Origin of the sequence: Henriciella mobilis, assembly GCF_003576285.1 — a bacterium.
Taxonomy (GTDB): Bacteria; Pseudomonadota; Alphaproteobacteria; order Caulobacterales; family Hyphomonadaceae; genus Henriciella; species Henriciella mobilis.
Map to the genome: position 1 here is coordinate 64,631 of NZ_QWFX01000012.1, position 17,491 is coordinate 82,121.

Annotated in this window: 20 protein-coding genes; 12 read left to right on the forward strand and 8 right to left on the reverse strand. The window is 62.7% G+C overall.

The features are described 5' to 3' along the window. Nucleotides 1-3: 3 nt before the first annotated feature. From trbF to D1223_RS10205, 6 genes are read left to right on the forward strand one after another with little or no spacing between them, the layout of a single operon-like run. Nucleotides 4-696, forward strand: a complete 693-nt coding sequence (trbF, locus tag D1223_RS10180; protein WP_119376329.1) for a conjugal transfer protein TrbF — start codon at nucleotides 4-6, stop codon at nucleotides 694-696. Nucleotides 697-701: 5 nt separating this feature from the next. Beyond that, nucleotides 702-1,739: a P-type conjugative transfer protein TrbG gene (gene trbG / locus D1223_RS10185; RefSeq protein ID WP_119376330.1), complete on the forward strand. Its 1,038-nt coding sequence runs from the start codon at nucleotides 702-704 to the stop codon at nucleotides 1,737-1,739. A 4-nt stretch (nucleotides 1,740-1,743) separates the two neighbouring features. Next, nucleotides 1,744-3,021 (forward strand): TrbI/VirB10 family protein, encoded by a 1,278-nt coding sequence (locus tag D1223_RS10190; protein WP_119376331.1) that lies wholly within the window; start codon nucleotides 1,744-1,746, stop codon nucleotides 3,019-3,021. Then, nucleotides 3,018-3,254, forward strand: a complete 237-nt coding sequence (locus D1223_RS10195; RefSeq protein ID WP_034763727.1) for a DUF2274 domain-containing protein — start codon at nucleotides 3,018-3,020, stop codon at nucleotides 3,252-3,254. Before D1223_RS10190 ends, D1223_RS10195 begins: the two co-directional genes overlap by 4 nt. Nucleotides 3,255-3,258: 4 nt before the next feature. Further along, a complete protein-coding gene (locus tag D1223_RS10200) occupies nucleotides 3,259-3,573 on the forward strand; it encodes a DUF736 domain-containing protein (RefSeq protein WP_034763723.1) in 315 nt (104 codons plus the stop codon). 12 nt (nucleotides 3,574-3,585) lie between these two features. After that, nucleotides 3,586-3,936, forward strand: a complete 351-nt coding sequence (locus D1223_RS10205; protein ID WP_081812989.1) for a helix-turn-helix transcriptional regulator — start codon at nucleotides 3,586-3,588, stop codon at nucleotides 3,934-3,936. A 224-nt stretch (nucleotides 3,937-4,160) separates the two neighbouring features. On the opposite strand, the gene D1223_RS10210 is transcribed toward D1223_RS10205, so the two are convergent. From D1223_RS10210 to guaA, 3 genes are all read right to left on the reverse strand, one after another. Further along, a complete protein-coding gene (locus D1223_RS10210; protein ID WP_233353121.1) occupies nucleotides 4,161-5,102 on the reverse strand; it encodes a hypothetical protein in 942 nt (313 codons plus the stop codon). A 430-nt stretch (nucleotides 5,103-5,532) separates the two neighbouring features. Beyond that, nucleotides 5,533-6,792 (reverse strand): tyrosine-type recombinase/integrase, encoded by a 1,260-nt coding sequence (locus D1223_RS10215; protein WP_034763719.1) that lies wholly within the window; start codon nucleotides 6,790-6,792, stop codon nucleotides 5,533-5,535. A 294-nt stretch (nucleotides 6,793-7,086) separates the two neighbouring features. Beyond that, the gene (guaA, locus tag D1223_RS10220) at nucleotides 7,087-8,670 is read right to left on the reverse strand and encodes a glutamine-hydrolyzing GMP synthase (protein WP_119376332.1); all 1,584 of its coding nucleotides are present in this window, start codon (nucleotides 8,668-8,670) and stop codon (nucleotides 7,087-7,089) included. A gap of 65 nt (nucleotides 8,671-8,735) precedes the next feature. Here guaA and D1223_RS10225 point away from each other — a divergent pair, with 65 nt between their 5' ends. After that, the gene (locus D1223_RS10225) at nucleotides 8,736-9,908 is read left to right on the forward strand and encodes an aspartyl/asparaginyl beta-hydroxylase domain-containing protein (protein WP_119376333.1); all 1,173 of its coding nucleotides are present in this window, start codon (nucleotides 8,736-8,738) and stop codon (nucleotides 9,906-9,908) included. Here the strand turns inward: D1223_RS10225 and D1223_RS10230 are convergent. Genes D1223_RS10230 through D1223_RS10240 form a run of 3 tightly spaced genes read right to left on the reverse strand, consistent with a single transcriptional unit; the run spans nucleotide 9,905 to nucleotide 12,193 of the window. After that, nucleotides 9,905-10,291, reverse strand: coding sequence for a hypothetical protein (locus tag D1223_RS10230; RefSeq protein ID WP_119376334.1), 387 nt, complete (start codon nucleotides 10,289-10,291; stop codon nucleotides 9,905-9,907). The genes D1223_RS10225 and D1223_RS10230 overlap by 4 nt on opposite strands. A 47-nt stretch (nucleotides 10,292-10,338) precedes the next feature. Beyond that, nucleotides 10,339-10,851 carry a hypothetical protein gene (locus D1223_RS10235; RefSeq protein ID WP_119376335.1) on the reverse strand — a complete coding sequence of 171 codons (513 nt, stop codon included), beginning with the start codon at nucleotides 10,849-10,851 and terminating at the stop codon, nucleotides 10,339-10,341. Between the two features lie 34 nt (nucleotides 10,852-10,885). Beyond that, nucleotides 10,886-12,193 (reverse strand): RsmB/NOP family class I SAM-dependent RNA methyltransferase, encoded by a 1,308-nt coding sequence (locus tag D1223_RS10240; protein ID WP_119376336.1) that lies wholly within the window; start codon nucleotides 12,191-12,193, stop codon nucleotides 10,886-10,888. Between D1223_RS10240 and D1223_RS10245 the strand changes: the two genes are divergently transcribed. The 4 genes from D1223_RS10245 (at nucleotide 12,162) to D1223_RS10260 (ending at nucleotide 14,418) form a co-directional block, all read left to right on the forward strand. Beyond that, nucleotides 12,162-12,761: a hypothetical protein gene (locus D1223_RS10245; protein ID WP_147372781.1), complete on the forward strand. Its 600-nt coding sequence runs from the start codon at nucleotides 12,162-12,164 to the stop codon at nucleotides 12,759-12,761. The two genes, D1223_RS10240 and D1223_RS10245, sit on opposite strands and share 32 nt — an antisense overlap. An 85-nt stretch (nucleotides 12,762-12,846) precedes the next feature. Continuing rightward, a complete protein-coding gene (locus D1223_RS10250) occupies nucleotides 12,847-13,140 on the forward strand; it encodes a DUF1330 domain-containing protein (protein ID WP_119376338.1) in 294 nt (97 codons plus the stop codon). A 70-nt stretch (nucleotides 13,141-13,210) separates the two neighbouring features. Beyond that, nucleotides 13,211-13,810, forward strand: coding sequence for a GNAT family N-acetyltransferase (locus tag D1223_RS10255; protein ID WP_119376339.1), 600 nt, complete (start codon nucleotides 13,211-13,213; stop codon nucleotides 13,808-13,810). Next, a complete protein-coding gene (locus D1223_RS10260) occupies nucleotides 13,807-14,418 on the forward strand; it encodes a hypothetical protein (protein WP_119376340.1) in 612 nt (203 codons plus the stop codon). The genes D1223_RS10255 and D1223_RS10260 overlap by 4 nt, the downstream gene beginning before the upstream one ends. A gap of 55 nt (nucleotides 14,419-14,473) precedes the next feature. Here D1223_RS10260 and D1223_RS10265 read toward each other — a convergent pair whose 3' ends face one another. Then, the gene (locus D1223_RS10265; RefSeq protein WP_147372783.1) at nucleotides 14,474-15,172 is read right to left on the reverse strand and encodes a hypothetical protein; all 699 of its coding nucleotides are present in this window, start codon (nucleotides 15,170-15,172) and stop codon (nucleotides 14,474-14,476) included. Between the two features lie 29 nt (nucleotides 15,173-15,201). Then, nucleotides 15,202-16,656 carry an IMP dehydrogenase gene (gene guaB, locus D1223_RS10270; RefSeq protein WP_119376342.1) on the reverse strand — a complete coding sequence of 485 codons (1,455 nt, stop codon included), beginning with the start codon at nucleotides 16,654-16,656 and terminating at the stop codon, nucleotides 15,202-15,204. A gap of 188 nt (nucleotides 16,657-16,844) precedes the next feature. On the opposite strand from guaB, the gene D1223_RS10275 reads away from it, so the two are divergent. Beyond that, entirely contained in the window at nucleotides 16,845-17,450 is a 606-nt protein-coding gene (locus D1223_RS10275; RefSeq protein WP_119376343.1) for a hypothetical protein, read from the forward strand. Nucleotides 17,451-17,491 lie beyond the last annotated feature (41 nt).

Below are 17,491 nucleotides of genomic sequence, written 5' to 3' on the forward strand. Positions count from 1 at the left end.
ACGATGGCTTTCAGGCGATCTTCCTCCAGCTATGGGCCAAGCCCGTTCCCTGAAACGCCTTACCAGAAGGCCGGACAGGTCTGGGACGACCGTATCGGCTCCGCCCGCGTGCAGGCAAAGAACTGGCGGCTCATGGCGCTCGGCTGTCTCGGGCTCTGCTTCGTCACCTCCGGCGCGCTGGTCTGGCGGAGCATGCAATCGACCGTCACGCCTTATGTCGTGGAAGTCGATGAGACCGGCGCGGCCCGCGCCGTTTCGCCAGCGACGGAGCGCTACACCCCGACCGATGCGCAGATCGCGCATCACCTCGCCAACTTCATCGAGCACGTGCGCGGCCTCAGCGTCGATCCGGTCGTCGTGCGCGAAAACTGGCTGCGCGCCTATGACTTCGTCACTGACCGCGCCGCCACCACGCTCAATGAATACGCCTCGACCAATGATCCCTTCGCCGATGTCGGCAGAAAATCCCGCACGGTGGATGTCGTCAGCGTCGTGCGCGTCTCGGACGACAGTTTCCAGGCCCGCTGGATCGAGAAGACCTATGAGAATGGCGCGCTGGTTCGCGCCCAAAGGTTCACCGGCAACTTCACCCTCATCACCCAACCGCCGACGGATGCGCAGACCCTGCGCGCCAATCCGCTCGGCCTTTATGTCCATGCCCTGAACTGGGGTCAGGACCTCGTTACAGGAGAATGATCCCCATGCTTCGTATCCTCACCGCCGCTTCTGCCATGGCGCTATTGTCAGCCTGCGCCACGACGGAACTCGACCCCATCGATGCCAGCGCCTTCGTCGCCGCGACGCCTGTCGAGGACCGCGCTGACTACCCTGTCGAGATTGTCGAAACCGCCGTGGCACTTCCGCTGCCCGGCCAGATGATGCCCATCGGCACCCGCGTCACCACCAATCCCGATGGCAGCGTGACACGGACCTATACAAGGACCGTCAGCACGCCGTCGGTTTCACCGGCAGAAGCGATAAGACAAGGTCGCACCAGCGCCCTGATCGAACCTTCGGTCGACGGCTATGTGAACGCGATCCAGGTCTATCCCTATACCGAAGGCGCGCTTTACCGCCTCTATGCCAGCCCCGGCCAGGTGTCGGACATCGCCCTGCAGCCGGGCGAGGAACTCGTCTCGGTTTCGGCCGGTGACACGGTGCGCTGGGTGGTGGGGGACACGGTGTCCGGTTCGGGCGCGACGGCCCGCGCCCATGTGCTGGTCAAACCGATCAGCTCCGGCATCCGCACCAATCTGATGATCGCCACCGACCGGCGGACCTATCACCTCGAACTGGAAAGCACCGACGGCGGCTATATGGCCGCGCTCTCCTGGCGTTATCCGGCAGTTGAACTGGCAGGCCTGACCGCTCGCAATGAACGCGCCATCGCGCGCGACGCAGGCAGCATTGAACGCGGCCTGACGCTTGAGGGCCTCAACTTCGATTACCGGCTCTCCGGCGACAGCCCGGACTGGAAGCCGGTGCGCGTGTTCGATGATGGCCGTCAGGTGTTCATCCAGATGCCGGAGGACATTGCCACCACCGACATGCCGCCGCTCTTTGTTCTGGGCGCGGACGGCGACGCCGAACTCGTCAACTACCGGGTGCGCGGCAATTATTATGTCGTCGACCGGCTGTTCCGCGCGGCGGAACTGCGCCTCGGCGAGCGGAACCAGACCGTTGTCCGCATCAGTCGCACCGAGCGCCGTTCGCCTCTGGCTGGCCTGTTCGGGAACTAAGCCCATGTCCGAGCCCATTCCCTTCGATGAGCATGCCGAACGGCTGAAGATCCGTTCCAGCCCGAAGCCGGTCACGCGGATCAACCGCAAGGTCCTGATGGTCGGCGCAGGCCTTGGCGTGCTCGCCCTGTTCGCGGCGATGAGCATTGCGCTCAAGCCGCCGACCGCCGTCGATCCCGATGCGCGGCGCGAGCTCTACAACACGACGAACACGCGCAAGCCCGAAGGTCTCTCCACGCTTCCTGCCAGCTATAGCGACATCGCGCCGGTCGAAGACCGCATTGCGCGCCTTGGCCCGCCACTCTCCGGCGATCTCGGCGCGACCATGCTTCGGGCTGAACGCGAGCTTGGGATCGAACCCGAATATGTGACCCGGTTCGAGGACGATTTCCACCCGAACCCCGCCGATGAGGCCGAACGCGCAAGACGCATGCGCGAGGCGGCGCTTGCCGATGAAGCGGCCCGCGCACCGGTCTTCTTCCGGCTCGATTCTCAGAGCGGCACGGCAAGCGCCACCGACACGCGCCCAGCCTATCGCGACCCCGCGCTTGATCTTGGTTCGGAACTGCTCGCGCTCGCCGCCCTGCCGCAAGGCGCGCCGTCCGCGTTCGGTCAGCCAAACGATACCAATCTCCAGTCGCGCAAGCTCGCCTTTGCCGCGGAAGGTACGGAAAGCGAGATCTACAATCCGCACGGCGTCGAGGACCCGGCCTCACCTTATCAGGTCATGGCGGGCACGCTGATCCCGGCCTCGCTGGTCACCGGCATCAACTCGGACCTCCCCGGCACGATCGTCGCGCAGGTCACCCAGCCCGTCTATGACACGGTCACCGGGCAGTATTTGCTTATCCCGCAAGGCTCGCGGCTGATCGGGCGCTACCGGTCGGAAGTCTCGTTCGGTCAGGACCGCGCGCTCGTCACCTGGGACAGGATCATCTTCCCGGACGGATCCTCCATCGTCATCTCCGCGCCGGGTGCTGATGCCCAGGGCTTTGCGGGTCTGTCTGACCGCACCGACCATCACTGGGACCGTGTGTTCGTGGCAGCCGGATTGGCGACCATTCTGGGCGTCGGGGCCGAGCTTGGTGCAGACGGCGACGGCGATCTCGAACGTGCCATCCGTCGCGGCACCACCGACACTGTGAACCAGGCCGGTCAGCGCGTCGTCGAGCGTAATCTTGGCATCCAGCCAACCATCCGCGTGCGGCCCGGCTGGCCGGTGCGCGTGGTCGTCACCCGCGACCTCATTCTCAGACCCCACCCCCAAGGAGCCACACGATGACCCTTCGTCTTGGACAATTACCCGACCGCACCCCGGTGCGCATGAGCCTCTCGGTCGATCCCGAGCTCGCCAGCGCGCTCAGCGACTATGCCGAAATCTACCGCCAGACCTACGGCGCGGAGGAAAAGCCCGAAGCGCTGATCCCGGCCATGATCGAGAGCTTCCTGGCGTCCGACGCCGGGTTCAAGCGGGCGCGACGCGCCCTTCATTCAACCGCCAGCACGGAGACCTAAACCCATGGCACAGATCGGAACATTCACCCTGAAGGAAGGCAGCTATACCGGCACCATCCGCACCATGACCATCAATGTCAAAGCCCAGCTTGTTCCCAACAGTGACAAGGCCTCAGACGGTGCCCCCGACTTCCGCCTCTATGCCGGCGGGGCCGAACTCGGCGCTGCCTGGCGTCAGGAAAGCAAGGATGGCGAAACGCCCTACCTCGCCGTCAAACTCGACGACCCGAGCTTTGCCAGCCCCATGCGCGCGGCCTTCTTCGAGAACGAGAAAGACGGCACCGGCGTGATGGTGTGGAACCGGGCGAAGACGGTGTAATCGGAGTGCGTCATGTTGCATCGCGTAAAGGAGGGCGGGCGCACAGGGCTTAGGGATTTCGCGCGGGACCTGAACCCGCCGCCAAAGGCCCCTGCTCCGGTCACTTCAACCGATCCTGAACGGATCACGCCCGCCGACATCTTCAGGCGCCGAACCGTCAGGCGGCCGGAGCTTCGCAAGCTTGTGCCGCTCTCCGATACGACGATCTACGAACTCGAACAGAAGGGCGAATTTCCGCAGCGGTTCTACCTGACACCCCGATGCGTCGTCTGGCCCCTCGCCGAAGTGCTGGAGTGGATCGACGCCCAAAGGCGCAAGGGTCGCGAAGGCTGCGGACCGCATCCGGATTATCGAATGCGGTGAACTGTCTCAAATATCCCTCATTGCGGACAATGCTGCGTTTCGTAGGCAGCGCGCCCGTTAGCAGACATCCAATCGTTAAGTCGTATTGACTGCGACACCGCCAAAGCATCTTCCGAGCCGCCCACCGCAGGATGAGTTGAACAAGCAGCTGACGAAGGCACAGTGCATCGCTTGGCCCCGTCTTGGACTAGAGGCCGCGAAAGATCAGCCACCGCCTCTTGCAGCTACGGGGTGAGGAGCTCCTGCAACCCGCGATAAGCCGCCGCAAGCTGCTTCACCAGCGCGTCGTAGACATCAAAGAACGGCGCGGCGGCCGGGAGACCAAGGCGGCTCGTGATATCGTCCATCTTGTCCGACGCCGTCCCCGTAGATGTGAGATGCAGGTTTGCCACCCGGAGATCGTAGGTCACGAAGAGCGGCAGCATGAGATTCGAAATTGCGGAACTGCCGGGAAGCGTTTCAAGTAGTGTCTGCAGGCGCTTCAGGCCGCCAAGGCCTTTGGGATCGCCTCCGGCCGCGCTCAGCAACTTCCCGATGGCCTGTGTATCCAGAGATTCGACGTGGATCTTGTTGAGCGCGTCCGCCGCATGCTGTTGGTTCTTCACGCTGTCTGTGAGCGGCCTCGCAAAGTCGAGGGCGATCGCCACCACTTCGGCTTCAAGGTGGGCGAGCGTCGCTCCAAAATGCATCCTGGCAGCTTCGAGGAAGTCCGTCCTTGCCGCGAGTAGGTCGTTTTCCGGTGTTGGATCGGAAAATATGCAGTCGATCTGTCCATCGTAGAATTCGCTGCCGATGGAGTGATCCGATTCCACGTTTTCAGACAGCAGGTAATACTGTTCCGGCACGGGCAATGTCGCGATGTCGCCGAGCCACATGACGACGCGGCCATTTCGGTTGATGCCAAAGCTTATCTGGTTGTCTTCGTCCGTGGTGATCGTGCCGTACGTCCGAGACGCAAACGTCAGGCGATAGCCCGACGCCGTGTCGTATTTCAGCAAGACCCCTCTCTTGAAGAACACAGGTGTGAGAAAACCGTCCCCCTGCCCGCGAAGGCCAGGCAGGTATTCGTAGTCGTCCGCATCATACTGGAACGGCACGTCCGTGAAGGGGTAGCGGTCTTCAAGCTTCCTACGCGTTACGGTGACACCGGCGGATACCTTGGACACGCACTGCTCGTGCAGCCGGATGATCGAGATGCGCGATCGGTCCGGAAGATAGTCCTTCTCGCACGTAGAACACCGAAGTACGGGCAGCCCTTTGATGGCTATCCGCGCCCCTGACACAGTTTCGTCGAAGTCAGCATAAGCGAGATCGAGCCAACCGTCGCAGTCAGAGCACCTCAAGCGCTGCACGTGACCAGGCGGCGGGAAAATGTCTTTGATGTCCACGGTGCCCCCCATAGTTACACCTTCCTACTTAGACCGATGTGTTGCAACATGGGATTGTCCACGACATTCATCCAATCTGACCTGGGATCCACGATTGGCCGTTTGGCGCCATCAGCGCTGCTTCGCGCCGCAATCGCAAACGTCAGCTTTGGCCTACGCTTCATGCCGGTCGTAAAGACTCCTTCTGCGCCCGAACCGGAAGTGACGATCACCCCACCCTCGGATCAGCGGCGTAGACCGCCATGCTCTCCGGGATGATGTTCGGCTTGCGGCTTTCACCCGCAGCCCAGGCATCGATCATGTCGGCCCATTCCTGCATCATGTGGCGGCGCTGGTCTGCATATTCGGCCTTGTTGTAGACCCCACGCGAAGAGCGCCGGTCTTCGTGCGCGAGGCTTTTTTCGATCCAGTCGCGATTGAAACCAAGCTCATTCAGGAGCGTCGAGCCCGTGCGCCGCAGGTCGTGGACGGTGAAAGGCTCCAGCGGAAGCTCCATCTCGCTTGCCAGCTTGTGGGCGCTGTCGGTGATCCGGTTGAAGGTCGCATTCGATATCGGGCGAAACGTGTCATAGCGCGACGGGAAGACGTATTTCGATCCGCCTGCGCAGGTTTTAAGCGCCACCAGAATATCGAGCGCCTGGTTCGACAGATAGACATTGTGGTCGAGGCCGGTCTTCATCCGCTTCTTCGGGATGGTCCAGACCGCATCCTGGAAACTGACTTCATCCCATGTCGCATGGGCGACCTCGGTCTTGCGCTTCATCGTCAGCAGGATGAATTTCACGCCGAGCTTCAGCGTCGGATTGGCGGTGATCTCTTCGAGCACGCGATAGAGGACCCGGATCTCCAGCGGCGTGAGCGAGCGGTCGCGGGGCCGGACACGCGCGATCGACCGGGGATCGACCTCCTCGGCGGGATTCTCGACACGGATGCCGTGCAAATTGGCGAAGGCGTAGATGAGCTTGATGAACTCGCGGGCGTGCAGCGCCGTTGAAGGCGCGCCCCGCTTCTTGATCTTGTCGCAGAGCTGACGGACGTCCTCGCTCGTCACTTCGCGCAAGGTGTAATTGCCCAGCGCCGGGATCAGGTCACGATCGACAATGTGACGACGCATGTCGCGGGTCGAGTCCGACATCTCGCTCTCAGCGAGCCAGCGCTGAGCAAGCTCCCCGAACGTCCCTTCGGATTTCGCTTTGGCCTTGGCCCGCTTCTTTTCCTTGGCGGGTGAGACACCCTCATCCACGAGCTTCTTCGCATCGATCAGCTTCTCGCGCGCAGCCGCCAGCGTGATCCCGTACTTGCCATAACGCCCGATGGTCAGCGTCTCCCGGCGCCCGTTCACACGGTAATCGTAGCGGAAGGTCTTGGTGCCCGTCGGCGCGACGGACACATAGAGACCGTCCCGGTCTGCGACCTTGTAGGGTTTATCCTTTGATTTCAAAGACTTGATTGCAATATCGGTCAGCATGTTGCGCCTCCTTCCCACCAATTTTACCGTCAGGCCGAAATGGCCAATTTTCCACAACAAAAAACTTATTTTTCAATGCGTTATGCCGAAAAAATACCGTCAGGCCGCCAAAATGGGCTGACGGTATTTTGACTTTAGGCAGGAAGAGGCAATTTGTATACCGTCAGGCGATACCGTCAGAATGTTCCGTTGGCCCGCGATAGAAGGCGATAGACACCGAACGAAAATCGGTATCAAGCTATTGTATTTGTTGAATTTATTGATCGTTCGCGATAGTCCGCGAGAGACGCGGAATCATTCCCACTCGATCGTGCCGGGCGGCTTCGAGGTCACGTCATAGACGACGCGGTTGACGCCTTTCACCTCATTGATGATGCGCGTGGCGACGCGGCCGAGGAAGGCGTGATCGAAGGGGTAGTAGTCCGCGGTCATGCCGTCGGTGGACGTCACCGCCCGCAGCGCCAGCACAGCCTCATAGGTGCGCTCGTCGCCCATCACGCCGACCGTATTGACCGGCAGCAGCACCGAGAAGGCCTGCCAGATCTCGTCATAGAGCCCGGCATTCCGGATCTCCTCGATATAGATCGCGTCCGCCTTGCGAAGCGTGTCGGCCTTTTCGCGCGTGATCTCGCCCGGGATGCGGATGGCGAGCCCCGGCCCCGGAAAGGGGTGGCGCCCGACAAAGGCCTCCGGCAGGCCGAGCTCACGGCCAAGCGCGCGGACTTCGTCCTTGAACAGGTCGCGCAGCGGCTCGACCAGCTTCATGTTCATCCGCTCCGGCAGGCCGCCGACATTGTGGTGCGACTTGATCGTGACGGACGGCCCGCCCGTCGCGCTGACGCTTTCGATGACATCCGGATAGAGCGTGCCCTGGGCGAGAAAGTCGGCGCCGCCAATCTTCTTGGCCTCTTCCTCGAAGACGTCGATGAACAGCTTGCCGATGGTCTTGCGCTTCTTCTCCGGGTCACTGACGCCCGCCAGCTCGCCGAGGAAAAGATCAGAGGCATCCACATGCACGAGCGGGATATTGTAATGGTCCCGGAAGAGGCCGACGACCTGCTCGCTTTCATTCATGCGCATCAGGCCATGATCGACATAGACGCAGGTCAGCTGGTCGCCGATCGCCTCGTGGATCAGGACGGCCGCGACCGAGGAATCCACCCCGCCGGACAGCCCGCAAATAACCTTCGCATCGCCGACCTGCGCGCGGATCTTCTCGATGGCCTCGGCGCGATAGGCCGCCATCGTCCAGTCGCCGGACAGGCCGGCAATCCTGTGGGTGAAGTTGCGCAGCATGTCGCGGCCATGGACCGTGTGGACGACTTCCGGGTGGAACTGCGTGCCATAGAAGCGGCGCTCGAGGTCAGCGATGATGGCGAGCGGAGCGCCCGGAGACCTCGCGATCACGCCAAAGCCCGGCGCGAGTTCGGCGACATGGTCGCCATGGCTCATCCAGACCTGCTCGCGATGGTCCTCGCCCTCGAACAGCCCGTCCAGCAATTCGCTGTCCGTGACCTTCTCGATGAAGGCGCGGCCGAATTCGCGGCTGGTCCCGCTTTCGACCTTGCCGCCGAGCTGCTCCATCATCACCTGCTGGCCGTAGCAGATGCCGAGCACCGGCACGCCGCGCGTAAAGACGGCCTCATCGGCGCGCGGGCTGTCGTCCCAAGTCACGCTCGACGGCCCGCCCGAAAGGATGATCGCCTTCGGGTCGAACCGGTCGAGGAAGCCGGCATCGACCTTGTTGAAAGGATGGATCTCGCAATAGACGCCGCTTTCACGCAGCCGGCGCGCTATCAGCTGCGTCACCTGTGAACCGAAGTCGATAATCAGGACGTGTTCGTGCTTGTCGGCAATGGAATCGGGAGTGCTGGCCATGACGCCTCCTAACCGCTAATTTCCAAGGCTGGAAGAGCCACAGATGCGCTTTCAGGGAGGAATCGATGGACGAGCGCCTTGCGAAGGCAAGAACACTCGCCGCCGAAGGCATGCAGGCGCTACAACGCGCCGACGGGATGGCTGCGCTGCAGGCTTTCAGCCGCGCCATCGACATGGGCTGGCCGGGCGCCGATGTCTGGATCGCGCGCTCCTTTGCCCACTCCCTGCTGGGTGACATGGAAGCCCGTCTCGGCGCCCTTGAGAAAGCCCTGGAAGTGGACCCGGCCAGCGTGCGGGCCCGCCTGCACTATGGCCAGGCCCTTGTCGGCGCGGGCCGCCAGGAAGAGGCTGAACCGCACTTCCTTGAAGGTCTTGAAGGCGCCCGCGCCCTGGAGCACCGCAATGCCGAGATCGAACAACTGATCCGCGCTGCCAGCGATTTCGTCGGCATGGCCAGCGAGCCGGACCCGCATCCGGTGGACGAGTTCGCCCGCGCCCATGGCGTCGGCGACGATCCCGAGGACGACCTCTTCCAGCAGTCGCTTGACCTTCTGGCCGGCCGGGCTCTCTCCTACGTCTCGCGCCCGACACGCTATCTTTATCCCGGCCTGCCCAGCCGGCAGTTCTATCGGCCCGAAGACTTCGACTGGACCAGCGCGCTCGCCGCGAAGACGCCGGAAATCCGCGCCGAGCTGGACGAGCTCCTGGCCCGCCAGTCGCTCGAGGCGTCGGCGTTCGCCCCCTATGTCGAAAAGGCGGGCCGCGAAGGCGCGGGCGTCTCCCATCCGCTGCTCGACAATCCCGACTGGAGCGCCTTTTACCTCATCAAGCAGGGCGAGCGGGTCGAAGAGAATATCGCCCTCTGCCCGCGCACCATGGCGGCCATTGATGCGATCGGCGACGACGCTGCCCCTGCCCCGGCGCCGTCGGTCCTGTTCTCGCGCCTGGAGGCCGGCGCGCGCATCCCGCCGCATCATGGCATGCTGAATACGCGCCTGATCTGCCACCTGCCCGTCATCCTGCCGGGCCAGTGCGCCTTGCGGGTCGGCAATGAGACACGCGCCTGGAAGGATGGTGGGGTCTTCATTTTCGACGACACGATTGAGCACGAAGCCTGGAATGAAAGCGATGAGCCGCGCTATGTCCTGATCTTCGAGATCTGGCGCCCGGAACTGTCGGCGCGCCAGCGCCACCTCGTCAGCGAACTGTTCAAGCTGGGCGGACTGGCAAGGCGCTAGGCCCTGCCCGCAATATCCTCCGGCCACCCGAAATGCTTGACCGGCAGGTGGAAACTGATGCCCGGGTGAGCGCTTGTGCGCATCTCGCAAAACCGCCGCAGAAGGCCCTTCCGCTCAGCCGCCTTAATGTCCGACCGTGGGATGACCAGTGGCGGCTGTGCCCAACGGAAAAGGATATGCGGCTTCAGCAACAGGCGGTCCGGCTCGAACGCCGCCCAGAGAACGCCGCGATAGTGCACGCGTGGAAACCGCCCATGCCCAAGTGTCACCGTGCGGAGGCGGCGCCCTTGGAAGTCGTCTGGAAGCTGCGCCCCATAAGTTTTCGCCAGTGTCCGCCAGCCGCCGACCCAGGCGAGGAACCCGACAATCGCGAACCACAGCACGCCGAAAAATAACGGGAAGGACAGGACAATGAAGATGACCGCCCAGTCTATGACGCCGCTCCCTCTTCACTGAGCGCGCGGTCCCGGAAGGCATTCAGTATCTCGACCAGCCGCGATCCCTTGAGCCGGTAATGCTCCGTGATGCGGATCGTACCAGCTGTCATCAGACCGGACAGACGACCGGCAACCTGCCTGTCCCTCGCGGTCAGTTTGAAGGCAACCTGGTGGGTGCCCGGTACCCTGCCGACGCGCTGGCGATAAAGCTTGAAGTCGGAGACATCACGCCAGGGAATATGACCGAGCGCCTTGAACTCACTAGAGGAAAAGCCTTCCCGGTCGAGCTTCAGCCAGCTGCGCTTGAACAGCGCCGCTGAGGCGGCAATCAGCGTGACGATGGCAAAGAAGACAGTCAGCCAGACATTCACATCATAGGTGGCGACATCGTCGACTTCGCGAACCGCAGTCAGCAGGACCACCAGCAACGCGCTGACAGCGCCGAGCACAATGTACTGGCGATTGCTCGCCTCGAAGTGCATCTCGTCTTCCAGGGGTTCATCCATGCGAATCTCTCCAGCTGGAGGGAGCATACGCCGCTCAGCCAGTGCGCACCATGAGGGAGAAGAAGAAGCCGTCCGTGGCGGCGGTGCGCGGGGTCAGGCGGACAGATGTGCCGGTCTTGCAGCCGGCCCGGACCTTGGCGGCGCCCTCATCGGTCAGCAGGCCCGAGGCGATGGCGGATTCGGCGGCGTTCTGCTCGGTGAATTCCGGATGGGCCGACAGGAATGCGGCGACGCGGTCCTCATCCTCTTCCTTGAGAAAGGAGCAGGTCGCATAGAGCAGCCGCCCGCCGGGTTTTACGAATTCCGACGCTTTTTCAAGGATTTCAGTCTGCTCCTCGATGCGCTTGGCAAGCTGTTTGTCCTTCAGGCGCCACTTGGCATCCGGGCGGCGGCGCCAGGTCCCCGTGCCCGTGCAGGGCGCGTCAACAAAGACGAGATCCATCTGCCCTTTCAGCGCCTCGAGCGCCTCCGGCTCACTGGGATGGACGAGCTGGACATTGTGCGCGCCGGAGCGTTTCAGCCGCGGGATCAGCGCGCTCAGCCTGCGCCCATCAATGTCATAGGCATGGATCTGGCCCTTGCCCTCCATCATCGCCGCGAGCGCCAGCGTCTTGCCGCCCCCGCCCGCGCAGTAATCGAGCACCTGATCGCCCGGCTGCGCATTGGCCGCGGCCGCCGCGATCTGCGAGCCGGCATCCTGCACTTCGACCCAGCCCTTGGAATAGGCCGGGATGCTTTCGAGCGAGGCCTCCCGCTCGGACGGATCGCGGGCCGGGATGTGGTAGGCATTCTTCAGCAGCGGTGAAACTTCCGCATTGGCCGAGCGCATCGGCCCGCCGGCCTTTTCGGCATCCACCTTCAGCGTGTTCACCCGGATATCGACATCGGCGCGCACCGCCATGGCCTGCGCCTCGACGACCTTCTCCTCACCGAAGACGCGCTCCATCATCGGCTCCATCCAGTCCGGATAGTCGCCCGACACCCAGGGTTCGGCCGTTACGTCCGGGGCCATGACCAGCCGCTCGCGCTCATCCAGCGTCAGCTTCGAGGGCGCATGCTCCTCATCCATGGCCGAGTCGATGCGCATGATGTCCCACTTCCAGGCGTGCGCCAGCGCGCCGAGCACCAGCGCGCGCGGCTCGTCCGAGCCCATGGCATGCGCGATCGAATTCTTCTTGCGCAGCGCATCGAGCACCAGGCCGGACACCCAGGCCCTGTCCTTGGAGCCGGCATAGCGCGCCCGCTTGCCCCAGTCGCGCGCCGCCGACTTCACCGGCTGATGCCGGTTGAGGACGTCTGTGAGGACATCGATGGCTGCTGCTATTCGTCCGCCGTCGCGCATGCGTACTATCGCCCTATTTCTTGTTCAGCTTGCCGGGGTTCTGAATGGAGATGACATGCGCATCAAGCCGCTTATCGCATTCTACCTGATTGCCGGCTTTGTCTTTGTCGCCTTTTCGGGCCGCGCCGAAGGCATGGGAGCGCCCCGCTATCTTATCGCGCCCTTCGCCCTTTTGGCGATTGGCCATCTTGCCTTTCTGGTCTTTCAGGCCGTGCGGGTGTCCTCCCGAGCCGGTCTTCTCTCAGGTGCCGCCTTGTTGCTGCATGTCATCGCGCCCGCCATCTTCCTGCTGTGCCTGTTCATCGGGCTTCAGATAGACCGCTTCAGCGAACGATACTCAATGAGGATCGGGGACACGCTTGTGAAACAAGTTGCCGCGTATGAAGAGGCCAACGGCTATTGCCCGGCCAGTCTGGAACAAGTGCTGGGAGAGGGACAGCAGCTTCCCTCGCCAATCTTGCGAGCATCCTCTTTCCGTCTCGATGGCTGCACCGTCTGGTTTGAGTCCACCCTTTTCACGACCTGCAGGCGATCAACGGGTAGCAACGAATGGCTTTGTAGCGACTAACCGCCTGAGTCCGCCACGCCACATCGATTTACTTGCTGGCAGACAATCCCTTAAATGCACGCCAGTCTTTGAGGGAGGACACACCATGAGCGCCTATATCACCGCGCAGATCACCATCCATGACCGCGAGACCTATCGCAAATACGAGGCCGGATTCATGGACATCTTCGCGCCTCATGGCGGCAAACTTCTCGCCGTCGAGGAAGCACCGATGGTTCTCGAAGGCGACTGGGACTGCACCCGCACAATCGTCGCCGAATTTCCCGACCGGGAAAGCGCCCTCGCCTGGTACAGGTCGGATGACTACCAGACCCTGATGCAACACCGCCTTGCCGCCTCCACCGGCAGCATCGCGCTTCTTAGCGGCCTGCCCACATGACCCCTGCAAGCCGTCCCGCGCTCATGCTGAGCGATATCGAAGCAAGAGCGCCTCTCAGCGGGAGCCCGCAATGAAGATCGACCTTCCTCCCGCCATGCGCCGCGCCGCCCGACAGGACTGGCGCGCCGTGGGCGAGATCATCGGCGAAGCGTTTCGCGACGATCCGGTGAACCGCTACCTCTTCGGCACGGCTGAAGGCGTCCGCTCGGCGATGATGGTGCTCGCCCATCATGTCTATGTGCCGGTGGGGGAGAGCTACCTGCTCGACGACAAGGGCGCGACCATGTGGCTGCCGCCCGGCGCCGCGCCGAAATTCGGCCCCTGGCCGCAGATCGTCTTCGCGCTCGGCCAGCTGCGCCATGGCAAGAGAGGCGCGATGAAGCGGGCCCTTCACCTGGCGAGCCTTATGGAGAAACACCACCCGGGCGAACCGCACATGTACCTCTTCGCTATTGGCACAACGGTCGCCGCGCGCGGCAAGGGTGTCGGCAAGGCGCTGATGCGGCCCATGCTGGACGCCTGCGACCGCACTGGCACGCCCGCCTATCTCGAAAACTCCAATCCTGCCAATCACGGCTTCTACACTTCGTTCGGCTTCGAAAAGGTGGCCGAGTTCGAGGTTGGCCCAGATGGCCCGCCCATGGCCCCGATGTGGCGTGAGCCAAAATGAGCGCACTTCTCTCGAATGAGGTCTTCAGCGCCATCGCCATGGTGCTGACCTTTGTCGCCTTTTATCCCTATATCCGCGCCATCCTGAAAGGGAAAACGCGCCCGCACGTCTTCTCCTGGTTCATCTGGGCGGCGGTGACCTTCACGGTGGCCACCGCCCAGCTGGCGGGTGGCGCGGGCGTCGGCGCCTGGCCCATCGCGGTGTCCGGGCTGATCACCGGCGGCGTGGCGCTGCTCGCCCTGTCGAAATCGGCCGACACCTCGATCCACCGCGCCGACTGGATTTTCCTCGCCCTGGCCGCAACGGCGCTGCCGCTCTGGTGGCTGACCAATGATCCGCTCGCCGCCGTGTTGATCCTCACCAGCGTGGACCTGCTCGGCTTTGGCCCGTCCATCCGCAAGGCATGGACCCTGCCGCATGAGGAGAACGCTCTCTTCTTCACGCTAGGGGCGATCCGCAACGGCTTTGTCGTCCTGGCGCTGGAGCACTATTCATGGACAACGGCCCTCTTCCCGGCGGCCGTGGGGCTGGCATGTATCGGTTTTGTAGCGATGATCCTCATCCGGCGTAGCGTGCTCGGGCCAGTGGTGGCAGGCCTGACGAGATAAGCTAGCCACCATTCGCTGCAAAGGAGCGACCCACGCCCGCTGTTCATACCCCGTCTCAGCGTCTTCGGTATTCTGGAAAACTGCCCGTATTTGAAGCAATGTATTCTTCGTACAAGCTTAGGAGTCGCTGCTCGTAATCTCGCGGATCTGTCGAAGAAGGTGAATCTGGATTGTCGTGTCCAATTGCCTGCTCCCAGGCCTCATAAGGCAAGTCGACGGGGATTGAGTTTCGACTAAGCTCTTCTAACAAACCACGATCCGGCTCATCTCCATACGTGTGAATCGAATTCAGATCGTCCATAATATCATTCAATGTCGGGATATTCTCATCCGCTCCAGCCGTCGGATTGATCTGAATGACAACTGGCTTCAGGGGGTCGTCAACAATCAGGTTTGCAACCCCCAGCGCACCGGTCACAAAGACTCCGGCAGCCGCGGCTCCTGCGCCGACAATTTGGGCAACCTCGGTTGGGCTCATCTTCTTGGGAGCCACCCCAGAAGTGATCTGATCCTGTTCGGGCTGATCTGCCGGTTGCTGACTTTTTGCCATTCGAGCGAACACTTCTCTGTGCAGCCCAAAGCCTTTTGAACGCCTTAGAACGGCCGCCTTGTCTTCATCGCTAAGTTTAGATGGATTGATGTCGCCAGTGAGTAAGCCCATCATCTTCAAGTCGATGGACTCTTCCAAAGTGACACCGGAACTGTTCGAAGAGGCCAACCGTTTCTTCCCCGCAATCCTGCCGTCCTGCATCAAGGATAACATTCCCGGCAGAAATTGGCAGCCTACCGCCCGATGGAATAGTTCGGCGCTTCCCGCGTCATGGTCACATCATGGACGTGGCTTTCCGACAGGCCCGCGCCGGTGATCTGGATGAACTGCGCCTTTTCGTGCAGCTCCTTGATGTCCTTCGCACCGACATAGCCCATGGCGGCCCGAAGCCCGCCGACCATCTGGTGGATGATGTTGCCGACCGGTCCCTTGAACGGCACCTGGCCTTCAATGCCCTCCGGCACGAGCTTGTCGCTCTCAACCTCTTTCTGGAAGTAGCGATCCGCCGATCCCCGCGACATCGCGCCGAGCGAGCCCATACCGCGATAGGCCTTGTAGCTCCGGCCCTGGAACAGGAACACCTCGCCCGGGGCCTCTTCGGTGCCGGCAAAGGCCGAGCCCATCATCGCGGTCGATGCGCCGGCCGCCATGGCCTTGGCAAAATCGCCGGAGAACTTGATGCCGCCATCGGCGATGATCGGCGTGCCCGATGCCTGCGCGGCCTCGGCGCAATCCTCGATGGCCGTCAGCTGCGGAACACCGACGCCCGCCACGATCCGCGTCGTGCAGATCGAGCCCGGCCCGATACCGACCTTCACACAGTCCGCCCCGGCATCGATCAGCGCCTTTGTCGCGTCGCCCGTGGCGACATTGCCTGCGATGACCTGCACCGAATTGGAAAGCTTCTTTACCCGCGTGACCGCATCGAGAACCGATTTCGAATGGCCGTGCGCGGTGTCGATCACGATGGCGTCGACCCCGGCATCAATCAACGCCTGCGAACGCTCGAAACCAGCATCGCCAACCGTAGAGGCCGCCGCGACGCGCAGGCGCCCCTGATCGTCCTTGGCCGCGTTCGGGTTGAGCTGTGCCTTCTCCATATCCTTGACGGTCAGCAGGCCGACGCACTTGCCGGCCTCGTCCACGATGACGAGCCGCTCGATGCGGTGCTTGTGCAGGAGCTGGCGGGCTTCCTCGATGGGGGTCGCCATGGTGACGGAGACGACCTGCCTCGTCATCAGCTCGGCCACTTTCGCCGTCGGATCGTCGACAAAGCGGGTGTCGCGATTGGTGATGATACCGACAACCTTGCCGTCTTCCTCGACCACTGGAATGCCGGAGAAACCGGTGCGCGACTTGATCGCCTGCAGGTCGCCGAGGGTGGCCGTCGGGGCGATGGTGATCGGGTTCATCACCACGCCGCTCTCATATTTCTTCACCTGCGTGACCTGACCGGCCTGCTCCTCGAAGGTGAGATTGCGGTGGATGACGCCGATACCGCCAGCCTGCGCCATGGCAATGGCGAGCCGCGCCTCGGTCACGGTATCCATGGCCGATGACAGCAGCGGGATGTTCAGCGGAATCGACTTCGTCAGCCAGGTCGAGGTGCTGACATTGGCGGGCATGACCTCACTCGGGCCGGGCTGGAGAAGCACGTCGTCGAAGGTGATGGCTTGTCGGATTTTCATGTGGGGAGCTCCCTTTTCGGCCTAATAAGGGAGTCGCGGCCCTTCGAAAAGCCCCTTTGTGAAATCCAGTTACATGTTCCCGGTTGAGCGCCGAGCGCCCCCATGACCCGGATCTGGTCGGACGATCCGGCAGGCGGAAAGCGGTCCGATTTTCCAACAGGGCAAGCGGTAGACTTATGGTGTGCCGCATGGACCGGATGCAGGGATTTGTCGAAACGGGCCTTGCCACAGCAGGGCGTGCGCTTCAGGCGGCGGGCGACCGCGCGGGCCTGCACCTTGCGCCGGACACGCTGACCCGCACTGCCGCTCGGCGCCTTCGTTCGAGCCTTCGTGCCATCGAGACGCTGGTCCGCCGCCTGCTGGTCCTGATCGCTGCCTCGCTTGAGCTGGAAGACCGAAAAGGCCCGGCAAGCCCCGCGTGCGACAGCCAGAGCCCGGCGCCATTGCCCGGCCGGCGTGCCCGTGTTTTCGAGTTGATGCCGCTGGCGACATTCGACCCGGAAGCCTTCCAGCGGATGGCCGCAACTCCCGCTCACGCGCCAGACCGGAATCATACCGGAATCAGACTCCTTCTGGACCGTTTCCATACCCTCCGCGCGGTGATCGAAGATCCCGCCCGCGCCGCCCGCCGCATGGCGCGCCTGCTGGCCCGCGAAAAGCAAGCGGGTGCCCTGAAGCCGATCTGCGTGCCGCAGGAGCGGCTCTACCGCTTCGATGCCGAATTCGGCCTGATCGCGGCCGCCCTGCCGGGCCTTGTCAGCGAGGTCTTGCCGACTTGGTACGACACCGGCTGAAGCACTTGATAATGTGGAATAAAATGCCGCAAGCCGGGCCG